Origin of the sequence: Enterobacter chengduensis (genome assembly GCF_001984825.2) — a bacterium.
Lineage (GTDB): Bacteria > Pseudomonadota > Gammaproteobacteria > Enterobacterales > Enterobacteriaceae > Enterobacter > Enterobacter chengduensis.
On sequence record NZ_CP043318.1, the window covers coordinates 3,908,417 to 3,931,982 of the forward strand.

The window sequence follows — 23,566 nt, forward strand, 5'->3', positions numbered from 1 at the left end:
GGGGAGATAAAATCACAAACAAAAGATTCTTATTTCCGTAGATGGTTTTTCTTCCTCCACCTATTATTTCTCATTCCGCTTTTATGAGGCCATTGCAAAAGATTTTTATATATTTCGTAATCAAACACCTCATCCATCCCTTTGCCTCCCTCGAAATAAAAATCATCCTCCTCAATTCTCGCAATTATCCTTAGTAATTCATCATTGATTACTGATATAAACTGCCTAGCATCTTTTTGTTTAATTCTCCAAGGGGTAGAAACTCGGCTATCGATATCAACACCTCCTTTCATACGAGACAAACCAACATATATAGCATTCTGCTTTTTCTCTTCTAATTCCCTTCTCTGTATCAGTGAAATAAAACCCGGAGAATAATCATCTATTTCTCTTGCTACAAAATTCCACTGTTTTTTGGGATGTAGGTATAAAAGTTTTAACCATGCCTGCTCAAACTGAACATCTGGATAGCCCTCATTAGTTTCAGATGACCAAATGTAGTGATCTACCCAAATGGCTTTTGAGAACTCTTCAAGCGCCAAGACTGAAAGCTGAAATGCACTTGGATACGAACCGTTCTCATAGAGCAAAATTGAGTCAAAATGAAGACGGATACTATTTCTCAAAGACTCTGCAGCTATTTTATTTAGCTTGTATTTTGATATGCCGTCGTGCTTTTTCACTGATACTCCGCTTCGAAAATTTACTCTTGGAATACACACTGTATAGAGCGGGAAAGCCATGTTTTTATAAATTGAATTCTGACGCGTACTATTAATATTATGTAGTCAGCCCCACCCAGTCGTTATTTATGTTGAACTGCAACCAGCTTTGGTCTTTGGCGTAAACAAAGAATCCAACAAAATTATTATCCAGATCAAATTCAATGAAAAAATTCTTCCGACAATTAACAGCAATACCAGTAAATTGACAGAGTGGATCGAATAACAACCAATAGTGCGGAGTTGGCGACACTGTAAACCCTACCGCATTTAGTGCTAGATCAAATAAATATAATCCAGGAATATTAGACGATATATTTGGGTTGATCGATGAGGTTAGCTTAGGATTGATGCTTGACGTGAGATTTGGATTCCTGCTCGACGTGAGCTTGTAGTTGATTGAACTGTTCAACTTAGGGTTTATGCTAGATGTAAGCGCAGGATTGATACTTGAGGTCAGTTTTGGGTTGATGCTTGACGTCAGCTTTGGGTTAATACTGCTAGTTAGTTGAGGGTTGATACTGCTAGTTAGTTGAGGGTTGATACTGCTCGTCAGGTTTGGGTTGAGGCTCGACATCAACCTAGGGTTACGACTAGTTGGAATTCTCATAATGTCTCCGTGACGACTGATAAATTTCAGAGTAGCCTAACGCTTATTTTAACGTCAGCCCATATTTAACCACGTGTTAAACCCCTGAACAAGCTAGTCCAACTTTAAGTAATTATAATTAAATTCACTCGTATAAAGAATGTCTGCTATTGGCACAGAGCGGCCTGTTTGTAAGACCAGCCAGATCTGCTATAGGCGACAAGCCTACATCTTCCACCAAAGCCTCAACCAACACGCAAAACCCAGCCCTCAACATTAAACTTAAAAATCATGACGTTACAAAAATTCCTTCCATATCAACATCATCGCCACTCTTTTTGCGCCTTCCCTTCCCCGCAAAAAATCAAAATCCCTAACAAACTCAACCACCTCCCCCACCAATTACAAGGACGCCAGCAAAATTCTCCATCGGTGATTACCAGAGTCGACTGATGAAGTCCTGAAAGCCCGCACGGCGCAAGCCCTGCGGGCTTATTTGTGCCTTGAATTTGTCCCGCGAAGTCTGATGCCAACTAATTAAATCTGAACCTTTTAGGTCCATTGATAGGCTCAACGAAAAGCTCAATTGTTTTCGTTGGGCCTAAACGCATTGAGACTACCTCATGGCAAGAAAAACCAAGCCGTTAACCGATACGGAAAACAAAGCCGCCAAACCTAAAGATGCCGATTACCAATTGTATGACGGTGACGGGCTTACTCTGTTAATCAAGTCCAGTGGAGGTAAGCTCTGGCAATTCCGTTACTATCGGCCTCTGACCAAGCAGAGAACCAAACAGAGCTTCGGTGCTTACCCTGCCGTCTCGCTTTCTGATGCACGTAAACTCAGAGCCGAATCTAAAGTTTTATTGGCGAAAGAAATTGATCCTCAGGAACATCAGAAAGAACAGGTGAGAAATTCTCAAGAGGCCAAATTCAGCAAACCGCTACAGATCTGGCTGGCTGCGCAAGTGGGCCACAAAGGGCCTGAAATGCTGTTCCGGCATTATGATCGGTATCTCGCGGAATATGACGGCAAAACGGCTATTGCATCATCAAGTCGATAACCCCGCTTCGGCGATTAGCAGTAAGCACGAATCGAACAAAACCATGCAAAGTGTGCGGTTATAGTCTCTTTTTTTATATGGAGATAAATCATGGCTATACCAGCTTATTTGTGGTTGAAGGATGATGGCGGCGCGGACATCAAAGGGTCCGTTGACGTTCAGGACCGTGATGGCAGCATTGAAATTCACAGCTTTGCTCACGGTCTTCATCTGCCCACAGATAATATGACCGGCAAGATAACCGGTACTCGCATGCATAGCGCACTTACTTTCGAGAAAGAATTCGACTCCTCAAGCCCATACCTTTACAAGGCTGTGGCCAAGGGCCAGACACTAAAAAGTGCCGAATTTAAATGGTACAAAATCAACGATGCGGGTCAGGAAGTTGAATACTTCAACATGCTGCTTGAGGGCGTCAAAGTCGTCTCTGTATGCCCGCTGATGCACAACTGCAAAATGCCAGCACGGAAAAACACAATCACCTCGAAGCAATATCCCTGCGTTATGAAAAAATTACCTGGAAGCACTGCGATGGCAACATCATGTTCACTGATGCGTGGAATGAACGATGATAAACTGCACCTTCAGGCTGAACGGTAACGCTCTGTCAAACCTGTCTTGCCCGGGGATAGGTTTTTTCCCTGCATACTCCGGCAATACTGGGCAATACCGGAATAACCCAGATTCAGTCGCGGTGAAGAACGTCGGGCCTCTGCCGCCGGGTAAATATTACATCGTGGACAGGCCGAGAAGCATAGGCACACGGGTAAAAGATTATTTTGCTACCAGGTACACGGGTTCCGATCATTCAATATGGTTTGCCTTGTACCGTGAAGATAACAGCATCGATGATATTACCTTCATAGATGAAGTGACCAGGGGTAACTTCAGGCTGCATCCTGCTGGATATGAAGGTATAAGCAACGGCTGCATAACGCTGCCTTCTCCGGCTCACTTTCACGTACTTAGGGAAGCGCTAATGAGGACACCCAAAACGCTCGTGACTGCTTCGCTGTCCGCCTACGGCACAATACAGGTGTATTAACATGACCCCCGCAACACAGGCTGGAATGTGGCTTATTCAGTTCATTTCGTTTCTGTCCATCTTCTCCATAATTTACATCGCATTCCCCTTTGAGTATTTCTTTGACGTATACAGCGACAAAGTGGGGTTCATAACGGAAACGAGCTGGAGTAACATTGTGCTGTTCGTTATTCTCGCCGTTTCAGTGCTTGTTAATGCCGGGCTGATATTCATAACAGCCACGGCCAGGATGAAAGGTTAAAACTACACTGACCCGCCTCGGCGAGTTTTTTGTTATGTTATTTCCGTGAATACACAACCAGATCGTAGAGCAAAACCCGAATGAAACGCTTCAACTCCGGAGGCATGGTTTTTATATATGCTGGCGCCGGGTGAACATTATCCAGATCCCTACGCAGATAAAGACTATCAGGGTGCTTATGTCATTTTCCCTTATGAGGGGAAATGGCTCACGCAAATTTTCAAAAATGGAAAGTGGATTGACCTGACGGATCGGAGATTTGAGACTGAAAACCAGGCATTTAATTACGCCCATGAGTCCTGAAAGCCCGCACGGCGCAAGCCCTGCGGGCTTTTTTGTGCCTGTTTATTGTCTCCACTGCTGCATGGATTGAATCCACATGGTATCCACTGGCCGGTAGTTTATGTTGTACTCCCCTGGCATTGACAAACATCAGCACCCTCCCCGCCTCTGCTGTAGAAAATAACCCCCCACCCAGCGCTACGGATTAGCCGCCCCCACCCGGAAGGAGCCCCCCCTGTACAAACCCATAACCGTCATCATCTTCATTCTCCTGACCCTCGCCGCCCTCGCAGAAACAGGCATTTTTTCCTTTGGATAATTCTCAGGTGAAATCTCCTTCATCGGGCCACATTGATCTCATTACAGTTTTTTCCTAAAGCCATCCCGCTTCGCCTGTGCCATGCTGAATCACGCTCATAACCGAAAACGTTAAATGAGGATATTATGAAAAAAACAATTATCGCATTATCTGCCGTTCTGCTGGCTTCCCCAGTATTTGCTGCGACCACACATGCAACTGACGATACCGTCGCGGCGGCGAACGCAAACGCCAATGAGGCGAAGCAAAAACTGCACGAAGAGCAGAACAAAGGTGAAGAACTGAAGCTGAAACAGCAGCATGCTGCGGAAGGTAAAAGCGAAAGCCTGGGCAGCAAGGTCAGCGAAGACTCCCAGAAAGCCTGGCATAAAACCAAAGAAGGCACCGAGAAAGGGTGGGATGCCACCAAAGAAGGCGCTGAAAAAGGCTGGAATAAAACCAAAGAAGGTGCCAGCAAGCTGGAAAAGAAAGTCACTGAGTAACCTTTACGTTCACGAAAGGCCGCGCTTGCGGCCTTTTTTATTTCTTCGAATATAATTAGCACTTCAGGCGTTTACGCAGTGCGCGCTTATCGGAGAAACCACTATGTATCGCCTTTTCGCCTTTCTGACTGCCCTGCTGTTAAGCCCGCCCCTGTACGCAGCGCCAAAAAGCTACCTTATCGACACCGATAACACCGCCATTCGGCTTTCGTGGCATGCCTTCGGCGGCATCCTCTCCTGGGCGACGTTCAGCGGCGTGACGGGTTCCGTGACGCTCAACCCGGAAAATGACGTCGACGACCATATCCACGTCACCATTCCTGTGGCAACCCTGGTGGCCTCAAACAAGCTGCTCACCTGGCAGCTGAAAAGCGACATGTTTTTTGAATCCGAGCGCTACCCGACCATCGAGTTTATCAGCTCTCGCGTGGTCGCCCTGGGCGCCGGACGGTTCAGGGTGTTCGGCACGCTGACCGTACGAAACATCGCTCGCCCGGTGATCCTGGAGGCCGTGGTGAAAGACCCCCACGCGCAGGCCCCCACGCTTGATGCCACGACGGCGATCTCGCGCGCGTCCTACGGGATGGATAAATTTGCGCTGGTCGTGGACGATCGTATTGCCATCGCCATTGCGATTAAGACGAACGATGCGCCGTCATCCTGAGATGAGGCGCTGGAGCTGCTCCGCGTTTGCCCGCAGGTGAGCCAGCGGATTGCGGCCAATCAGGACAAACTGGTAGCCCCCATCCTGCCACCACGCCAGGTTCATGCTGTGCCGCTGCTCCTGGCGGAGCGCGGCCGTCGTCTTCTCATCTACGGGCGAGATACAGAGCGCCATCGGGCCGTAGTCGGCGTCGATCCAGGCAATCTGCGCGATAGAGGTCGTTTCATAGCGCAGCATGCGCACCATTTTAAGCTCTGCCCCTCGCAGAATAAGCTGCGGCATAGTTAGCTTCATGCCGATATCCTGCGCCGCCCGTTCCAGCCCGCGCTGCAGGACCGGCGCTGCGCTGTCCATATCCAGCAGCGTCTCGACGCTGTACAGGGACATATATTGCGCTTCGAGGTCGCGGATATGGGCGTTCTCATCTTCTGGCGCGGAAGCGGGCCGCAGCAGGTAGCCCAGCCCGGAACCCACCAGCAAAAAGCTGACCGACGCGGCAATCAGCGCCCGCCTGCTGACGCCAACCGGCGTGGAGGATTGCGGATCGGGAAGCGCCGCCAGGCGCGCCTGCATCGTCGCAAGAGGCGCATCATCCAGCAGGGGGGCAAACGCCCCGGCGTAATCCTGGCTGCTTTTCATCAGTTCGGCGGTTCGCCCGGAAAGGCGTTCGTCACGTTTCAACTGCTCTTCAAATTGCTGCGCGTCGGCGCGGAACATCTCGCCGTCTATCCATGCCACGATAGCGTCGTCGTTATAGGGCGGTGCAAAACGGGGCGCGTTCATGAGCGTTTCTCCTTTACCGGGGGCAGTACGTCAGCGGACCTGGCAAGCCGAGCCCGTGCCGTGGCCAGCCGGCTCATCACGGTACCGATCGGCACTGCCAGCGTGTCCGCCGCCTCCTGGTAGGTAAAGCCTTCGACATAAACTAAAAATACCGCGTTGCGCTGGGCTTCGGGCAAGGCGTTAACGCGCTGCATCACCTTCAGATAATGCAGGCGCGTCTCATCCTGTTCCCGGGTGTCCGGCGCCAGAAGCTCGTCGCTGGCCACGAATCCCTGCCCCTGACGCACGTATCGCGCCCGCAGCTCTGAGATCCAGATGGAGTGCAGGATCGCGAACAGCCACCTGTCGATGCGCGTGCCCGGCGTATACTGGCTGCTTCTTTCAAGCGCACGCACGCAGGTGGACTGAACCAGCTCTTCGGCGATATCCCTGTTGCGCGACAGCACCAGACCATAGCGCCAGAGGCGCCGCAGGTGTGCGGCGAGCTGTTGACGAACCTCACTGGCTGAGATGGGTTTTCCCTCCACGAGAAAATCAGGATTCCGGATGCCCGCTGATGGCGGCCTGCAGGTCGCGATACTCCTCGCAGGACTGGCCACAAATACCGGCAATCACCTTCAGCTGTTCTTTCGCGAGGTCGGGACGTCCTTTCACCATCCACGCTTCACCGAGATACTCCCGGGCTTTGGCATAATCCGGCGCGATAGCCAGGGCGCGCTGGTAGTAACCAATGCCTTCATCCGTACGGCCAAGCTTGCGCGTGGCGAACCCGCGATAGTTCCACGCTTCCGCCGTATTGCCATTTTTCAGCGAATCGAGCAGGTTCAGCGCCGCCTGGTACTCCCCTTTCTTCGCGAGATGGTACGCATAGTTGGTTTTGTCCTGGTCGCTGAGGCTGCTGCTCTTGTCCGGCACGCATTTCTGGGTGGCGCTGTCGTACACCTGCCCGGAAGGGCAGTCGGGCGTTTTGCTCTCGGTACTATTATCGCCCATTGCCAGCGCCAGGGGGGACAGCAGGGAAAAAATGAGCGCCGGGATCAGGCGAAACGAGGTCGTGTTCATAGAAAGCTCCAGGGTAAGAAGGAGGTGACGTCAGTAAACGCCTGACTGGCGATTTTTATTCATTCTCCCCGCGACTTTTTTGCTGCCCCAATCGGGCTCACGCAGTTGCATCAACAGAAATGAATTAGGTTATTCCGCCCTGCCTTAACGTTATTATTTTCGCGTAATAGCAGAATCTTAACTCCGCACAAAAATATATTTCAGTTTATAAGCAACATAATATATCTTATATCAAAAACGTTACCCTAACTTAAACACATATTAAGCACGCTTAAATAATCACCTTTTTCAATATATTCAAAACACTTCCAGGCAATTATCTCACTGAGTGAAGCCCATAAAAAAATAACACTACACCATAAAAACAACCCTATATAAAACAAACAATTAAACCGATAAAATCATTAACAACTTCACTATACCTATGCCCTCTTCATTTTCCCCGCCTTTATTTACCAAAGCTTAAGTTGCACAACCCGTGTTTTCTGTCTATATCATTTTTATATTCGCAAAAAACAATTCTTCTATTAATTACAGGGTTATATAAGACACGAAACACCCATAAAAACGGTTCTATTTTATAAGTCATTAGATTCGCTCTGATGTTGCCACTCTGAATACTGGCGGGCATCGTGCGCGCTAAAAACGACGGTCAGCGCTGCGTATAACAGCGACTGCGCCGGGGGCGCCCTTTACCTTCTGCAGAGATGGCTCGTCTTACTCGCCGTTCATGACACACCTGCTGGAGTAATTACTAAATGAGCCAAATCTCTGTTATATCGAAACTTACTGGCGTGGAAACAACCACGGAAGGCACACAGGTTACCCTGAGCCATTCCTCGATCGTTGAGCTTCATGTCGAGCGGGCTGATATCTCCCACTTCGCGCGAAACGGTAACGATCTGCTGGTGACGTTAAATTCCGGCGAGGTGATCACCCTTAAAAACTTCTACGTTGCGGACGCGCAGGGGGTGAGTCAGCTGGTTCTGCAGGAGAGCAACGGCGCATTATGGTGGATTGAAGATCCTACCGGGGCCGCCACGTACGAATCTATCGCGTCAACGGACGTGCTGCTTGCGAGCTCCGGAAGTGACGCCGGTGGTGCCGCCATCTGGCCATGGGCCCTGGGCGGCATTGTCGCCGCGGGCGGCATCGCGGCGCTAGCAAGCGGTAGCGGTGGTGGAGGTGGCGGCGGCAGCGGCAGCGGCAGCGGAGATGGCGGTAATAACAACGGCAGCACCCCCGCAACACCCGTCGATCCTGCCGATCCGGATACAACCCCGCCGAACGCGCCTTCCGGTCTTATGTTCTCTTCCGATGGCAAAACCGTCACCGGCACCGCCGAACCCGGCAGTACCGTCACGCTGAAAGATGCGAACGGCAATGTCATTGGCACGGGAAAAACGGGCAGCGACGGCAACTTTAGCGTCACCCTCGGCACACCGCTGACCAACGGCGAGCAGGTCACCGCCACCGCTACGGATGCGGCCGGGAACACCAGCCAGGGCGCAACGGTCAACGCGCCGGATCTCACCGCACCCGATGCGCCAACGATAGGCAGCGTCATTGACGATATCGCCCCTCAGACGGGTACGATAGCCAACGGCGGCAGCACCAACGATCGACAACCGCAGCTCACCGGCACAGCCGAACCCGGCTCTACCGTGACGATTTATGACGGCGGGATAGCCATTGGCACAGCGGTCGTGGCCAGCAATGGTACATGGACATTCACCCCGTCAGTCGACCTGAGTGAAAGCACCCACCAGATTACCGTTCGGGCCACCGACGCCGCTGGCAACACCGGGCCGGCCTCCCCGGTGTTCACCTTCACCGTCGATCTTACCCCGCCAGCAACACCGACCGCGATTGTGCTAACCGACAACACGGGCCTCATCAAAGGAACCATTACCTCAGGCATGCCCACCGACGAGTCAAAACCGATCCTGGCGGGAACGGGCGAGCCGGGAGGAACCATCACCATTTACGATAACGGCGTGGTCATTGGCACAACGACGGTGCTGCCCAACGGTACCTGGAGCGTTACGCCCAATGCCCCGCTCCCGGACGGAACACACTCCATAACCGTCACTGAAACCGATGCTGCCGGAAACCAAAGCACGGCATCCACACCTATCACCTTCACCGTGGACACCACCCCGCCGCCAGCCCCTGGAAACCTCGTCGTATCAAACGATGGCGGCACCATCAGCGGCATCGCGGAGGCAGGCAGCACGGTGACCGTCCGTGAAGGCGACGTGACCCTTGGCACGGCGGTTGCCGATAGTCAGGGCAACTTCAGCCTGACCCTGACCCCGCCGAAGCTCAACGGTGAAATCCTGACCGCAGACGCCACCGACGCGGCAGGCAACACGAGCCCAACCACCTCCGCGGCGGCACCGGATATTACCCCACCGCAGACGCCAGCCATCGTGTCAGTCATTGATGACGTGGAGGCTACCACCGGCCCCGTAGGCCCGAACGGGCTCACCAACGACCGGGCTCCGACCGTGAACGGAACGGGCGAAGCGGGCTCGACCATCACGATTTCTAACGGCAGCGTTATCCTCGGCACGGTGGTGGTTCCCGCCTCCGGCCTGTGGAGCTTTACGCCGCCCTCCCCGCTGGCCGACGGCACGTATGTGCTCACGGCAAAGGCGACGGATCCCGCCGGTAACCAGAGCGGAACCTCAGCCGCGTGGATAATTAACGTCGACGGAACGGCACCTGACGCCCCGGTGATTTTACAAGTCGTGGACGATGTGCCCGGGGGAGCCGTTGGCTCGCTCGATCCAAATGCCACGACTAATGACGCCACCCCAACGCTCAGCGGTACCGCCGAAGCCAACGCCACGGTCATCCTCCGCGTAGACGGCGTGGCTATTGGTACGACCGTGGCCGATGGCCTGGGCGTATGGGTCTTTACGCCTTCCTCGCCGATTGGTGAGGGGCCGCATGCCCTGACCGCCGTCGCGACCGATGCGGCGGGTAACGCAAGCGGCGTCTCCAACACCTGGACTCTGACGATTGACAGCGTCGCGCCTGCGGCTCCGGTGATTACCCAGGTGATAGATGATGTGCCCGAGCGCCTCGGAGCGCTTAACTCCAACGACAGCACCAACGATACCACCCCCACGCTCAACGGCACGGCTGAACCGGGCTCGACGGTTACCGTCCGCCTGGACGGAACCGATCTTGCCTCGGTTCCGGTCGACAGCAACGGCGTGTGGACCTATACCCCTACCGTGCCGCTTGGGGAGGGGCCTCATACCTTTACCGTCGTCGCCACCGACGCGGCAGGCAACACCAGCCTGCCGTCAACCGACTTCAACGTTATCGTCGATACCACACCGCCTGGGGCAGTGACCATCACAGCCGCGCTTGATGACGTCGGCGGCGTGCAGGGCCCGCTCAACAGCGGCGATACCACGGATGACACCCAGCCGCTGCTGCAGGGCTCCGCGCCCGCGGATGCGACGATAACCGTCTATGACGGCACCACGCTGCTCGGCACCGCCACCCTCGATGGCATCGGCGGCTGGAGCTTTACGCCGGTCACCCCGCTCACCGATGGCCCGCACTCGCTGACGGTTCACGCCACGGATGCCGCAGGCAATACCACCGTCTCCAGCCCGTTTGTCCTGACGGTGGATACCGTCGCGCCTGCCACGCCGGATACCCCGGCGATTACCGTCAATCCTGACGGCGGCGCAATTCAAACGCCGCTGAACCCGGGCGAAATCACGCGCGACACCACGCCAACCCTGAGCGGCACCGGTACGGCGGGCGATACCGTGACGATCTACAACGGCGGCGTCAAAATCGGCGACACGGTAGTGGACACTAACGGCGACTGGTCCTGGACGCCAGCCACCCCGCTGCCTAACGGCACCTACGACATTACCCTGACCGTGACCAATATGGACGGTACGGGCAACGAAAGCGCCCCGTCGCAGCCGGTCACCATCACCATTGATACCGACCCGCCGGCGACGCCTGCGGCACCGATCGTCACCGACAGCGTCACCCAGATCACCGGCCCCGTTTCCGATGGCGGCACCACCAACGATCCGCGCCCGGTGCTGAGCGGCACCGGCACGCCGAACGACGTTATCAACATCACCGACACCGTCAACGGCACGCCGACCATCGTGGGCACCGTTACGGTAGACAGCAACGGCAGCTGGAGCTGGCGGCCTGACAGTAATATTGCGGAGGGTAGCCACACCTATACCGCCACCGCCACCGACGAGGCAGGCAACGTCTCTGACGCGTCGCCAGCGATTACCATCACCGTGGATACCGTCGCGCCGGATACGCCGGTGATTAGCGCCGTGGGCGGCGCGCCGGATGGTGGCTTGACCACGGACTCAACGCCGACGGTCGGCGGTACCGGCGTCAACGGCGAGACGGTGATCGTCTACAACAACGGCGTCGAGCTGGGCCGCGTTGCGGTGGTTAACGGAGAGTGGAGCCTGACGCTTCCAACGCAAACGGACGGCCCGCTGAACATCACCGTGGCGGGCGTGGACGCGGCGGGCAACGTCAGCGAACCCAGCCCGGTCTATACCGTCACCCTCGATACCGTTGCGCCTGGTATCCCGCAGATTAATACCGTCTCAGACAGCCAGCTCACCAACAGCGTGCTCTACACTCGCGATGGTGTACCTACGCTCACCGGGACCGGCGAACCGGGGGCCACGGTTATCGTCTCCGTGAACGGCACCCCATCGGCAGTACCGGTAACGGTCCAGCCGAACGGCGCCTGGAGCTGGACTGCCGACAGCACCCTGACGGATGGAACCTATACCTTCACCGTATCGGCCACGGATCCGGCCGGTAACACCTCAGGCAGCTCAGCCCCGCTGAGCGTGACGGTAGATACCGCCGCGCCTGCCGACCCGATCAATATGGCACTGGCTCAGGAGGGAACGCCCCTGACCGGCAACGCCGAGGCGGGAAGTACCATTATCGTGAAAGACAGCGGCGGCACGGTCATTGGTAGCGGCGTTACCGCCGGCGACGGCAGCTTCTCCATTGCGCTCTCTCCGGCGCAGCTGGATCCCGCCACGCTGACCGTGAGCGCCACGGATGCCGCAGGAAATGCCAGTCCGGGCGCGTCCTTTATCGTTACCGACTCCCCGCTCGACCTGCCGCAGGTTCCCGTCATTACGGCGATCGTCGACGATACTGCCCCGCTGACTGGCGACGTGAAAGGCCAAACCACCAACGACACCACGCCAACGCTCACCGGCACGGCCGAGGCGGGGAGCCTGATTACCATCTACCTGGACGGTGGCGTGACGCCCGTGTCGACGGTGACCGCCGACGGCAGCGGCAACTGGAGCTATACGCCGGCCGCGCTTGGTGAGGGTCTGCACACCTTTGAGGTCACCGCGACGCTCAACGGTGCAACCAGCGGCCGCTCTCCAGCCGCCAGCGTCACCGTTGATCTCACCGCGCCGGGCACGCCAACCATCGGCGCGGTGATTGACGACGTGGGTCCAGTCACCGGCCCGTTGACCAACGGCCAGTCCACCAACGATAACCAGCCGACGCTGACCGGCAGCGGGGCGGTGGGGGATACCGTCTCCGTTTACAACAACGGGACGCTGCTGGGCAGCGTGGTGATCGGCAATACCGGCAGCTGGAGCTTTACCACGCCGACGCTGACGGACGGCTCTCATGTTCTCACCATTCGCGAGACCGATCCGGCGGGGAATGAGAGCGCGCCTTCGGCGGGATTCACCGTTGTGGTGGATACGATTTCCACCACGCCGGTCATCACTAACGTAACGGATGATGTCGGCAATGCCGCCACTACCGTGGTCAGCGGCACTCCAACCAACGACGCCACGCCAACCCTTTCAGGCACGGCGGAAGCCAACAGCGTGGTGACGATTTTTGATGGCGGCACGCAGATTGCCGTGGTCACGGCTGACCTCAACGGCGCATGGACGTTTACCCCGGACACCGCGCTCGGCGAAGGCTCGCACAGCTTTACCGTTCGGGCGACCGATCCGCTGGGCAACGTCAGCGCGGTCTCTGCACCGTGGAGCGTGGTGGTTGACCTGACGGCACCGACGGTGCCAACGCTGGATACGGTGAATGACGACGTCCCCGGCGGCGTAACTGGCAACCTTACCAGCGGGCAGGTCACCAACGACAACACCCCAACGATCGGCGGTACCGGAGAGGCTGGCAGCACGATTCACATCCTGAATAACGGTACGGAGATCGGTACGACAACCGTAGACGTAAACGGGAACTGGTCCTTCACCCCGACCACACCGCTGAACGACGGCAGCTACGCCCTTCGCGCGTACGCAACGGATGTCGCGGGCAACGCCTCGGCTAACTCGACGGTCTTCGCCTTTACCGTGGATACCGCAGGCCCGGTTGCGCCGGTCGTTACCAGCGTCATTGACGATATCGCCCCGGTCACCGGGACGCTCACCTCAGGCGGCGCAACCAACGACGCGCGCCCGACCTTCAACGGCACGGGCGAAGTGGGTACCACGGTGCATGTCATCGTAGACGGCAACGAAATCGGCACTGCGGTGGTCAATGCCCTCGGCAGCTGGACCTTCACGCCGGGGAGCGATCTGAGCGACGGACCGCACGCCATCGTCTTTAACGCCACCGACCCGGCAGGCAATGCCAGCAGCGCAACCGCGCCGTTTAACCTGACGGTGGATACCAGCGTGCCGTCTGCGCCGGTTATTTCAACCGCGGCAGACAACGTGGGCAGCATCCAAACCCCGCTCTCTTCAGGACAGAGCACCGATGACACTACGCCGACGCTGAACGGCACCGCGACGGCCAACGCCACGGTCACCGTGTATGAGAACGGGCAGCCGGTCGGCACCGCGCAGGCGGACGGCACCGGCGCATGGAGCTTTACGCCGTCAGCGCCGCTGTCCAGCGGCAGCCATACCTGGACGGCCACGGTCACCGATGCCGCGGGGAACGTCAGCCCGGCCTCGCCAGGCTTTACCCTGGTTGTCGATACCACGGCACCGAACGCGCCGGTCATCAGCCAGGCGATAGACGACGTGGGAAGCATCACCGGCCCGCTCACGTCCGGGCAAACAACCGACGATACCGTACCGCGCCTTGTCGGAACCAGCGAACCGTTTGCCACCGTGAAGATCTACGAAGGGACAACCCTGGTCGGCACCGGGGCTTCGGACGCTAGCGGCAGCTGGAGCATCCTGCTCAGCACCACGCTGACGGCGGGCGCGCACAGCTTCACCGCGCAGGCAACGGATGCGGCAGGCAACACCAGCGTGTCGTCCACCAGCTTTAGTCTCACCGTCGACATCACGCCGCCTGCACTGCCGGTGCTGACCAGCATTCTGGATGACGTGGGCAATGCGGCGACGCCGGTTGCCAACGGCGGGATCACCAACGACGCCCAGCCGACGATCTCCGGTACGGCGGAAGCCGGAACGACGGTGAAAATCTTTGATAACGGCGTACAGATCGGCAGCGTGACGGCGACCGGCGGGGCCTGGAGCTATACGCCATCTCCGGCGCTGAGCAACGGTCCGCACACGTTAACCTTTACCGCCACCGATGCCGTAGGTAACGCCAGCGCCCCTACCGCCGGGTATGTGATTAACATTGATACCGTTGCGCCGGGCGCACCGGTCATCACGTCGGTAATCGATGATGTCGGCAGCGTCACCGGTCCGGTGACCGGCACAAATCCGACCAACGACGCGCGTCCAACGCTGAACGGGACCGCCGAAGCGAATGCCACGGTACGGATCTACGATGGCATCACGCTGGTGGGTACGGTGACCGCCGATGGCAGCGGCAACTGGACCCTGCCGCAAACCACCATCGCGCTGACGGAAGGGACGCATAACTTCACCGCCACGGCCACGGATGCGGCGGGCAACACCAGCGCGGCGTCAGCCGTGACGACGATTATCGTCGATACGATCGCCCCAACGGCGCCGACCGGGACCTTCAACGCCGACGGTAGCGTCCTGACCGGTAATGCCGAAGCCGGCAGTACCGTCAGCATCCGCCTTGCGGACGGCTCGACGTTGACCGCGATTGCGGGCAGCAACGGCACCTATAGCTACACCTTTACGAATAAACAGACCGAAGGCCAGACGCTGCAGATCACCGCCACGGACGCGGCGGGCAACACCTCGCAGCCGGGCTCCGCGCTTGCGCCAGCGCTGCCGCTCTCCGCCAGCAATAACGTTGAAGAGCTGAACCTCAGCACCGCGGCAACCGTCACCAACAGCCAGTACAGCGACTACGGCTTCCTGCTGGTCGGCGCCGTGGGCAACGTCCTGACCCTGCTGGGGAATGACACCGCCCAGGTGAACTTCACGGTGGGCAGCGGCGGCAGCGCGGATATCGTGGTGAACGCCAACGCCACGGGCGCGGTGCTCTCTCTGCTCAATACCCTTGAGCTGGTGGTGCAGCACTACGTCAACGGTGCCTGGACCACCGTGGTGGATACCGGCCAGCCGCAGTTTGCCGATCTCCTGACCCTCGGCGCCACCGGCGTATCGCTGAACCTGACCGGGCTGGCTGACGGCAACTATCGCGTGCTCAGCTATAACACCAACCTGCTGGCGACCGGCTCCTACACCAGCCTCGACGTGGCGGTGAAAGAGACCGGTCCGGGTACGGTTACCGGTGAAACCAGCCTCAACGGCAACGTGATCCTCGATACGGACCCGACCGCAGGCAGCGACAACGCGCCGGCCGGAACCACGGTCTCCGCGGTCACGAACGCGCAGGGCGTGACCACCAGCGTCAACGCCGACGGCACGGTGATTCAGGGCCAATACGGCACGCTGACCATCAACCGCGACGGCAGCTACAGCTACAACCTGACGGACACCAGCGCGGCGGTCATTGGCCGGACGGAGAGCTTCACCTACACCATCACCCATAACGGCGTCAGCGCGTCGGCGAACCTGGTGCTGTCTCTGGGCACCGGTACGGTAGTCAACGGCATTGTGGCGGTGGACGATACGGCCTCGCTGACCTTTGACACCACCGTGAGCGAGATTAATAACGGCGCCTCGTCTCAGGGCGGCTTTACCGTGGTGGGCATCAATCTCGGCAACACGCTGGGGCTTAACCTGCTGGACGACATGACCAACCCGATTATCTACAACGTGGAGGAAGGCACCACCCGCACCATGACTATCCAGGCCTCCGTGGGCGGCGTGGCGCTGGCATCGGTGTTCGATCTCTACGTCTATAAGTTCAACAACGCGACCCAGACCTTCGAGCAGGTCCGCGTCGAGTCGGGCTGGCTGCGCGCCCCGCTGCTGGGGGGCACTTCGTCTCAGCTGACGCTGAACCTGCCTGCCGGGGAGTACCTGTTCTTACTCAATACCGCATCGGGGATCGCCGTCCTGACGGGCTATACGCTGAGCATCCTGCAGGATCATGTCTACAGCGTGGCGAGTATCAGCGAAACGACCACGGGCGACGTGCTGGCGAATGACCCGGTTCCAGCAGGCACGCTGGTTACCGAAGTGAACGGCGTGGCGGTCAACAGCAGTGGCACAACCGACATTCAGGGGGAATACGGCACGCTGACCATTAATTCGTCCGGCCAGTACACCTACACCCTGAGAAGCGGCGTGGGAGCGGACCATATCAGCACGCCGGATACCTTCGTCTATACCGTCACCGCGCCAGACGGCACGAAAGACACGGCATCGCTTAACATCACCCCCACCGCGCAGGCGATGAATGCGGTGAACGACGTCAGCGCCGTGATGGACGTGACGTCAGTACACCATACGTCGGCGTACTCGGATACTACCGTGGGTACGGCAAGCTGGACGACGGCCCTGCTCTCGTCAACCCAGGGCAGCGGCAGCGGCACCTTTGTGGTCGACCCGAACACCGCGCTGCACAACGCGTCGCTGCACTTTAACGTGGCCTCGCTGCTGGCGCTGGGTGGGCTGACGGTCAACTGGTCCATTAGCGACGGTTCGGGCACGATCCGCAGCGGCTCCTTCAGCGGCGGCTCGCTGCTGGGCGGCAGTATCGACGTTCCGCTGACCGGGCTGGATCTCAACGCCGGGACCTATACGCTGAACTTTACCGGCAGCGTCCCGGGCCTGAGCGTGGGGAACATCACCATTACCCCAAGCGTGAACGGCACCACCTACTCGCTGACTGATTTCGACGCCACCGGCACCCACACCGTCAACGGCAATATCTTCGACGGCACCGACTCGGGCGGCGTGCTGGATCAGCTGCACTCGGTGGACACCCGCCTGAGCGTGACCGGCTACAACGGCGTGACCACCACGCTGGATCCGTACACCGGCAGCGCAACGGTGAACATTACCGGCCATTACGGCATCCTGGCGATCGGCGCAGACGGCCATTACACCTATACCCTCAACAGCGGGGTATCGCTCTCATCCATCACCTCGAAGGAGACCTTCAACTACACCCTGACCGATGCGACCGGGAAGACGGACAGCGCCTCGCTGACCATCAACATGGCGCCGCAGTTCATCAGCTCTGAACATAACGACGTCATTACCGGCACCGCCTACGGCGACACGCTGATTTACCAGGTACTGAACACTACGGTGGGGAACGCCACGGGGGGGAACGTCAGCAGCAGCGCGGGCGACCACTGGACCGGCTTCTCGCTGGCGCAGGGGGATAAAATCGACATTAGCGACCTGCTGGTGGGCTGGAACGGTAGCGCCTCCACGCTCGGGAATTACCTCCATGTCACTAATAGTAATGGCAATACCGTGATCTCCATCGACCGTGATGGTGCAGGGAGCACCTACACTAATACCACGCTCGTGACGCTTGATGGCGTTCAGACCACCTACGACGAGCTCGTTAACCAGCAACACATCATTACCACATAGCACCTGCAGTACCTAACCCGGGCGCACAGCGCCCGGGCATTAATAATAAAGCTGCACTTATTTTATTAGGGACATGACATGGGAATGAAGATGCCTTACTGGTGGCTCTCGTGCTGCCTGATATCTGTGCCCGCTCTCTGCGCGAACCCGGCGGCAACTATCAATACGGGCCAACTGCGCGAAACGCAGGAACTCCCCTCGCTCAACGGCCGCGTCGCCCCGACGGCTGGCAACGCCGCGCCGGGCTCATTGCAGCTTGGCGAAGCCGTCAACCGCGCCGTTACCTGGCATCCGGCCATCAGCGAAGCCGTGGGAAAACTCTACCAGCAGAGCGAAGAGGTGGACGTCGCGAAATCGAAATACTATCCGCAGATTAATGCCGGCGTGGACAACGGTTACTCCCACGACGGCGACCAGAACGGCTTTACGCCGTCGCTGGTGCTTTCTCTCTCTCAAATGCTCTACGACTTTGGCAAAGTGGCCAGCCAGGTGCGCGCCGAAAGCGCCGGGGTCGCCCAGCAGCAGGCTAACGTGCTGGTGAGTATCGACACCATCGCCCACGACACCGCCGTCGCCATGGTGCAGGTGCAAACCTGGCAGCAGATGGTCGACACCGCCAAAGAGCAGCTCGACGCCCTCTCCTCCATCGGCTCGCTGACCCGCCAGCGTAATGACGAAGGCGCCACCTCGCTCTCTGACGTGGTGCAAACCGATGCCCGTATCGAAGGCGCGCGCGCGCAGCTGATGCAGTACCAGGCCAATCTCGACAGCGCCCGCGCCACGCTGATGAGCTTTCTCGGCTGGAACAGCCTGAACGATATCAGCAATGATTTTCCGCAAAAGCTGGGCCGCAGCTGCGATGTCGCCGAGCCGGACGACCGCCTGGTTCCCGCGGTGCTCGCCGCCTGGGCGCAGGCGAACGTCGCCCAGGCGAATCTCGACTACGCCGACGCGCAGATGACGCCAACCGTCTCGCTGGAGCCGGAGGTACGTCACTACATGAACGATCGCTACGCGGGGAGCGACACGCGGGATCGCACCCAGTATTCCGCCTGGGTAAAAGTGCAGATGCCGCTCTATCAGGGCGGCGGCCTCACCGCCCGGCGTAACGCCGCCGGACACGCGGTGGAAGCGGCGCAGTCCACCATTCAGCGCACGCGCCTTGACGTCCGCCAGAAGCTGCTGGAAGCCCGCAGTCAGGTGATGAGCCTGCAAAGCACGCTGCAAATTCAGGGCCGCCAGGAGGCGCTCAGCGCCCGCACCCGCGAGCTTTACCAGCAGCAGTATCTCGATCTCGGGTCGCGCCCGCTGCTCGACGTGCTCAACGCCGAGCAGGAGGTCTACCAGGCGCGCTTCACCCAGCAGCAGACCCTCGGTCAGCTGCACCAGCTGCAGCTCAACTGCCTGTATAACACCGGCCAGTTGCGCCATGCGTTCGATCTTGATAACCGCACCATCCAGACCGTGGAGATCCAGCCATGACGCAGCGTGAAATCCCGCAAGGTGAAAACATGACGGACGAGGCGCTGGCGCAGTGGGCGCAGGCCTTTGGCTTTGTCGCCACGCGCTACCGCGTCGCCTGCTCTCCCGGCGCGCTGATTGCAGGCGCGCCGTGGCTGAAAGGCAAACCGATGGTTCCCGCGCTCACTCAGCTGGCGCGCGAGGCGGGGCTGTCTTTTCAGCTGCTCACCGCTGACCAGCAGTCGATCAACAGCTGGCGTCTGCCGGTGGTGGTGGCAATGAATGACGGCCGGATCGGCGTAATCGAGCACTTCGACGGCGACGACACGCTGGAAATCAGCTTCTTCGACGAGGAGACCTACACTAACCGCCTGTCGATGACGGCGACGCTGCCCGCCATCCGCCACGTGATTGCCCTGCGTCCACTCGCCGCGCTGAAGGACAGCCGCGTGGATGCCTATATCTCAAAATACCGTCCGGACTGGCTCTACCGGCTGGTGATGCGCGATCTGCGTCCCTACAGCTGGGTGATGCTCGCCGCGCTGTTTATCAACGTGCTGTCGCTCTCCGGGATCGTCTTTTCCATGCAGGTCTATGACCGGGTGATCCCCGCCCAGTCCTACCCGACGCTCTACGTCCTGACCATTGGGGTGCTGATTGCCACCCTGTTCGGTTTTGTGCTGCGCGTGGCGCGCGGGCACATTATGGATCTGCTGGGCAAACGATCGGATATGCGCGTTTCGGATCGCGTATTCGGCCACGCGCTGCGCCTGCGCAACAGCGCGATCCCCCGCTCCACCGGCAGCTTTATCTCTCAGTTGCGCGAGCTGGAGCAGATCCGCGAGATGGTCACCTCCTCTACCATCTCAACGATTGTCGACCTGCCCTTCTTCCTGCTGTTTGTGGTGGTGCTGGCGATCATCGCCCCGCAGCTGGCGTGGATCGCCCCGGTCGCGGCGGTGATTATGGTCCTGCCCGGCCTGCTGCTGCAGAAGAAGCTGGCGGAGCTGGCAAAGCAGTCGGCCCATGAATCGACCCTGCGCAACGCGGTGCTGGTGGAGAGCGTGCAGGGGCTGGAGGACATCAAGCTGATGCAGGCGGAAAACCGCTTTCTGCAGCAGTGGAACAGCTATATCCAGATCACCGCCGAATCCGGCCTGCGCACCCGCGAGCTGACCCAGAACCTGATTAGCTGGGGAATGACCATCCAAAGCCTGGTGTATGCCGCCGTGATCGTGGTCGGCGCGCCGATGGTGATCGACGGCACCCTGACCACCGGTTCGGTGGTTGCCGCGTCGATGCTGGCCTCCCGCATGATCGCCCCCATGGCAACGCTGTGCGGCGTGCTGGCCCGCTGGCAGCAGGTCAAAGCGGCAAAAGAGGGGCTGGACAGCATCATGCAGCTTCCTACCGAAAATCAGCGCGAGGAGACGCCGATCCGCCAGGACGTGCTGCGCGGACACTATCTTTTCGAGCAGGCACAGTTCCGCTATCAGCCGGACGATCCGCGCATGGCGCTACGCATTAACCGGCTGGAGATCCGGCCGGGTGAAAAAGTGGCGATCCTCGGGCGCAACGGCGCGGGCAAATCAACCCTGCTGCAGGCGATGGCGGGCGGGATGGATCTGGCGGCGGGCGAGCTGCGGCTTGATAACTTCAGCCTGCCGCATCTCGACGTCGCCGACGTCCGGCGCAACGTCGGCTTTATGACCCAAAACGCCCGGCTGTTTTACGGCACCCTGCGCGAAAACATCACCCTCGGCATGCCGCGCGCCACCGACGAGGAGATTTTCGGGGCGCTGGAGCTGACCGGCGCGGCGGGCTTCGTGCAGAAGCTGCCCAAGGGGCTGGACTATCCGATCATGGAAAACGGCGTGGGGCTTTCCGGCGGGCAGCGCCAGTCGATTCTGCTGGCGCGGATGCTGCTGCGCGATCCCAATATCGTGCTGATGGATGAACCGACCGCCTCGCTGGACGAGCATACCGAGCGGGAGTTTATCCAGCGGCTGGGCGACTGGCTCGGCAACCGCACCCTCATCGTCGCCACCCACCGCGTGCCGGTGCTGGAGCTGGTGGAGCGCGTGGTGGTGTTGAAAGAGGGGATGCTGGTGATGGACGCGCCAAAAGCCCAGGCGCTCAACAACAGCCGTATGCAGCAGCAACAGCAGCAGGCAGCAACCGGACGGGAGTGGAAAAATGAAAATCAGTCAGCGTGACGTGGCGGCAATGGACGATCTGGATAACGCGCTGGATTCCGAGAGCGGCTACACCGGCGCGCGTCGAATCGTCATCATCTCGCTGCTGATGTTCGTGGTGCTGGGCGTCTGGGCGTGGTTTGGCCTGCTGGACGAGGTCTCAACCGGCTCGGGGAAGGTGATCCCGAGCTCGCGCGAGCAGGTCCTGCAGTCTCTCGACGGCGGGATCCTCACCGAGCTGAACGTTCATGAGGGCGATCAGGTGCAGGCCGGACAGGTGCTGGCGCGGCTCGATCCGACGCGTTCCGAATCGAACGTCGGCGAAAGCGCGGCGCGCTACCGGGCTTCGCTGGCCTCCAGCGCCCGCCTGTACGCCGAGGTGAACGATCTGCCGCTAAAGTTCCCCCCTTCGCTGGCAAAATGGCCGGATCTGATTGCTGACGAAACGCGGCTCTACAACTCCCGCCGCGCGCAGCTGGAGGACACCCAGCGGGAGCTGCGCGCCGCGTTAGATCTCGCCAATAAGGAGCTGGCCATCACCCAGCGGTTGGTGAAAACCGGGGCCGCCAGCCACGTGGAGGTGCTGCGCCTGCAGCGACAGAAAAGTGACCTGGAGCTGAAGCTCACCGACGTGCGCTCGCAGTATTACGTTCAGGCGCGCGAGGCGTTATCCAAGGCCAACGCGGAGGTGGATATGGTTTCCGCCGTCCTGAAAGGCCGCCAGGATTCCGTCACCCGCCTGACGGTAAAATCCCCGGTGCGCGGGATCGTGAAAAACATCAAGGTCACCACCATCGGCGGCGTGATCCCGCCCAACGGCGAGCTGATGGAGATTGTTCCGGTCGACGATCGCCTGCTGATTGAAACCCGCCTCTCGCCGCGCGATATCGCCTTTATCCACCCGAACCAGGAGGCGCTGGTCAAAATCACCGCCTACGATTACGCCATTTACGGCGGGCTGCACGGGGTGGTGGAGACGATTTCCCCGGACACCATCCAGGACGAAGCCAAGCCGGAGGTGTTCTACTACCGGGTATTCATCCGCACCAGCCAGGATTACCTGGTGAACAAGGCGGGCAGGCACTTCTCGATTGTGCCGGGGATGATTGCGACGGTGGACATCAAGACCGGCGAGAAAACGGTGCTGGATTATCTGATTAAGCCGTTTAACCGAGCGAAAGAGGCGCTAAGGGAGCGGTAGTCAATCGCCGGGTGACGGCTCCGCCTTACCCGGCCTACGTTCCCGTAGGCCCGCGCAAGCGCAGCGCCGCCGGGCAGTAAACCGCATGCCAGAACTGGAACCTGCCTCGGAGTATTAACCTTTAGTTATGCATCCCACTTCCCTTCAACCGTTGACCTGGTAATATTAACCGCAGACAGAAATGCACTTGCGCACAGTGCGGGAGTGCGGGAGTGCGCTACCATTCAATCAGCTTCATGGACTGGAGCTCGGCAGCATTATGATTAGTTATTTTCGGGATCAATGGCTTGAGGATTTTTTTCTTTACGGCAGATCGAGCAATGTTAGTCCTTCAAATCTGGAAACAGCGCTTGCGAGAAAGCTCGATATCATCAGGGCAGCAACCTCGCACAGGGATTTGCGATCGCCCCCGGGCAATATGTATGAAGCATTGAATCCGCCGCTGAAGGGATATTCCTCAATCCGGGTAAACAGGCAATACAGGCTCGTATTTCGCTGGATAGAGGGTAAAGCAGAAGATCTCTACCTCTCTCCACACAAGTACACGCAACACAAGTGAGGCATCAC

General features: G+C 58.4%; 14 protein-coding genes and 2 pseudogenes. 12 read left to right on the forward strand and 4 right to left on the reverse strand.

The genetic code is table 11. From position 1 onward, the window contains the following. Positions 1-29: 29 nt before the first annotated feature. Entirely contained in the window at positions 30-683 is a 654-nt protein-coding gene (locus FY206_RS18875) for an AbiV family abortive infection protein (protein ID WP_045890576.1), read from the reverse strand. 1,251 nt (positions 684-1,934) lie between these two features. Between FY206_RS18875 and FY206_RS18880 the strand changes: the two are divergent. From FY206_RS18880 to FY206_RS18910, 7 genes and pseudogenes are all read left to right on the forward strand, one after another. Beyond that, positions 1,935-2,243 (forward strand): annotated as a pseudogene (locus tag FY206_RS18880) (integrase arm-type DNA-binding domain-containing protein); the annotation flags it as partial. A gap of 222 nt (positions 2,244-2,465) precedes the next feature. Beyond that, a pseudogene (locus tag FY206_RS18885) lies at positions 2,466-2,947 on the forward strand (Hcp family type VI secretion system effector). Beyond that, complete coding sequence (locus FY206_RS18890) at positions 2,944-3,420, forward strand: DUF2778 domain-containing protein (protein WP_077064227.1); 477 nt, start codon at positions 2,944-2,946, stop codon at positions 3,418-3,420. The pseudogene FY206_RS18885 and the gene FY206_RS18890 overlap by 4 nt, the downstream one beginning before the upstream one ends. Position 3,421: 1 nt before the next feature. Further along, positions 3,422-3,661: a hypothetical protein gene (locus FY206_RS18895; protein WP_032642925.1), complete on the forward strand. Its 240-nt coding sequence runs from the start codon at positions 3,422-3,424 to the stop codon at positions 3,659-3,661. 117 nt (positions 3,662-3,778) lie between these two features. Continuing rightward, positions 3,779-3,964, forward strand: a complete 186-nt coding sequence (locus FY206_RS18900) for a hypothetical protein (RefSeq protein ID WP_045890575.1) — start codon at positions 3,779-3,781, stop codon at positions 3,962-3,964. A 423-nt stretch (positions 3,965-4,387) separates the two neighbouring features. Then, positions 4,388-4,744 (forward strand): hypothetical protein, encoded by a 357-nt coding sequence (locus FY206_RS18905; protein ID WP_032642927.1) that lies wholly within the window; start codon positions 4,388-4,390, stop codon positions 4,742-4,744. A 103-nt stretch (positions 4,745-4,847) separates the two neighbouring features. Beyond that, the gene (locus tag FY206_RS18910) at positions 4,848-5,408 is read left to right on the forward strand and encodes a YceI family protein (protein WP_032642929.1); all 561 of its coding nucleotides are present in this window, start codon (positions 4,848-4,850) and stop codon (positions 5,406-5,408) included. Here FY206_RS18910 and FY206_RS18915 read toward each other — a convergent pair. The 3 genes from FY206_RS18915 to FY206_RS18925 are packed head-to-tail and all read right to left on the reverse strand — an operon-like array spanning position 5,400 to position 7,253. Then, the gene (locus FY206_RS18915) at positions 5,400-6,191 is read right to left on the reverse strand and encodes an anti-sigma factor family protein (RefSeq protein ID WP_032642931.1); all 792 of its coding nucleotides are present in this window, start codon (positions 6,189-6,191) and stop codon (positions 5,400-5,402) included. The genes FY206_RS18910 and FY206_RS18915 overlap by 9 nt on opposite strands. Next, entirely contained in the window at positions 6,188-6,718 is a 531-nt protein-coding gene (locus FY206_RS18920) for an RNA polymerase sigma factor (RefSeq protein WP_045890574.1), read from the reverse strand. The genes FY206_RS18915 and FY206_RS18920 overlap by 4 nt, the downstream gene beginning before the upstream one ends. Before the next feature lie 7 nt (positions 6,719-6,725). Continuing rightward, positions 6,726-7,253, reverse strand: coding sequence for a tetratricopeptide repeat protein (locus FY206_RS18925; protein WP_032642933.1), 528 nt, complete (start codon positions 7,251-7,253; stop codon positions 6,726-6,728). 758 nt (positions 7,254-8,011) lie between these two features. Between FY206_RS18925 and FY206_RS18930 the strand changes: the two genes are divergently transcribed. The 5 genes from FY206_RS18930 (at position 8,012) to FY206_RS18950 (ending at position 23,558) form a co-directional block, all read left to right on the forward strand. Beyond that, positions 8,012-18,142: a BapA/Bap/LapF family large adhesin gene (locus tag FY206_RS18930; protein WP_045890573.1), complete on the forward strand. Its 10,131-nt coding sequence runs from the start codon at positions 8,012-8,014 to the stop codon at positions 18,140-18,142. Positions 18,143-18,220: 78 nt separating this feature from the next. After that, positions 18,221-19,624, forward strand: coding sequence for a TolC family outer membrane protein (locus FY206_RS18935; protein WP_032642938.1), 1,404 nt, complete (start codon positions 18,221-18,223; stop codon positions 19,622-19,624). Further along, entirely contained in the window at positions 19,621-21,819 is a 2,199-nt protein-coding gene (locus FY206_RS18940; RefSeq protein ID WP_032642940.1) for a type I secretion system permease/ATPase, read from the forward strand. Before FY206_RS18935 ends, FY206_RS18940 begins: the two co-directional genes overlap by 4 nt. Before the next feature lie 10 nt (positions 21,820-21,829). Continuing rightward, the gene (locus FY206_RS18945; protein ID WP_100249862.1) at positions 21,830-22,999 is read left to right on the forward strand and encodes an HlyD family type I secretion periplasmic adaptor subunit; all 1,170 of its coding nucleotides are present in this window, start codon (positions 21,830-21,832) and stop codon (positions 22,997-22,999) included. 259 nt (positions 23,000-23,258) lie between these two features. Beyond that, entirely contained in the window at positions 23,259-23,558 is a 300-nt protein-coding gene (locus tag FY206_RS18950; protein ID WP_032642944.1) for a type II toxin-antitoxin system RelE/ParE family toxin, read from the forward strand. The last annotated feature ends 8 nt before the right edge of the window (positions 23,559-23,566 follow it).

What these genes read in the sequence shown, in the direction of transcription:
- FY206_RS18890 (WP_077064227.1), top strand. Translation starts at nt 2,944, where the DNA reads ATGATAAACTGCACCTTCAGGCTGAACGGTAACGCTCTGTCAAACCTG.
- FY206_RS18895 (WP_032642925.1), top strand. Translation starts at nt 3,422, where the DNA reads ATGACCCCCGCAACACAGGCTGGAATGTGGCTTATTCAGTTCATTTCG.
- FY206_RS18900 (WP_045890575.1), top strand. Translation starts at nt 3,779, where the DNA reads ATGCTGGCGCCGGGTGAACATTATCCAGATCCCTACGCAGATAAAGAC.
- FY206_RS18905 (WP_032642927.1), top strand. Translation starts at nt 4,388, where the DNA reads ATGAAAAAAACAATTATCGCATTATCTGCCGTTCTGCTGGCTTCCCCA.
- FY206_RS18910 (WP_032642929.1), top strand. Translation starts at nt 4,848, where the DNA reads ATGTATCGCCTTTTCGCCTTTCTGACTGCCCTGCTGTTAAGCCCGCCC.
- FY206_RS18915 (WP_032642931.1), bottom strand. Translation starts at nt 6,191, where the DNA reads ATGAACGCGCCCCGTTTTGCACCGCCCTATAACGACGACGCTATCGTG.
- FY206_RS18925 (WP_032642933.1), bottom strand. Translation starts at nt 7,253, where the DNA reads ATGAACACGACCTCGTTTCGCCTGATCCCGGCGCTCATTTTTTCCCTG.
- FY206_RS18930 (WP_045890573.1), top strand. Translation starts at nt 8,012, where the DNA reads ATGAGCCAAATCTCTGTTATATCGAAACTTACTGGCGTGGAAACAACC.
- FY206_RS18935 (WP_032642938.1), top strand. Translation starts at nt 18,221, where the DNA reads ATGGGAATGAAGATGCCTTACTGGTGGCTCTCGTGCTGCCTGATATCT.
- FY206_RS18940 (WP_032642940.1), top strand. Translation starts at nt 19,621, where the DNA reads ATGACGCAGCGTGAAATCCCGCAAGGTGAAAACATGACGGACGAGGCG.
- FY206_RS18945 (WP_100249862.1), top strand. Translation starts at nt 21,830, where the DNA reads ATGGACGATCTGGATAACGCGCTGGATTCCGAGAGCGGCTACACCGGC.
- FY206_RS18950 (WP_032642944.1), top strand. Translation starts at nt 23,259, where the DNA reads ATGATTAGTTATTTTCGGGATCAATGGCTTGAGGATTTTTTTCTTTAC.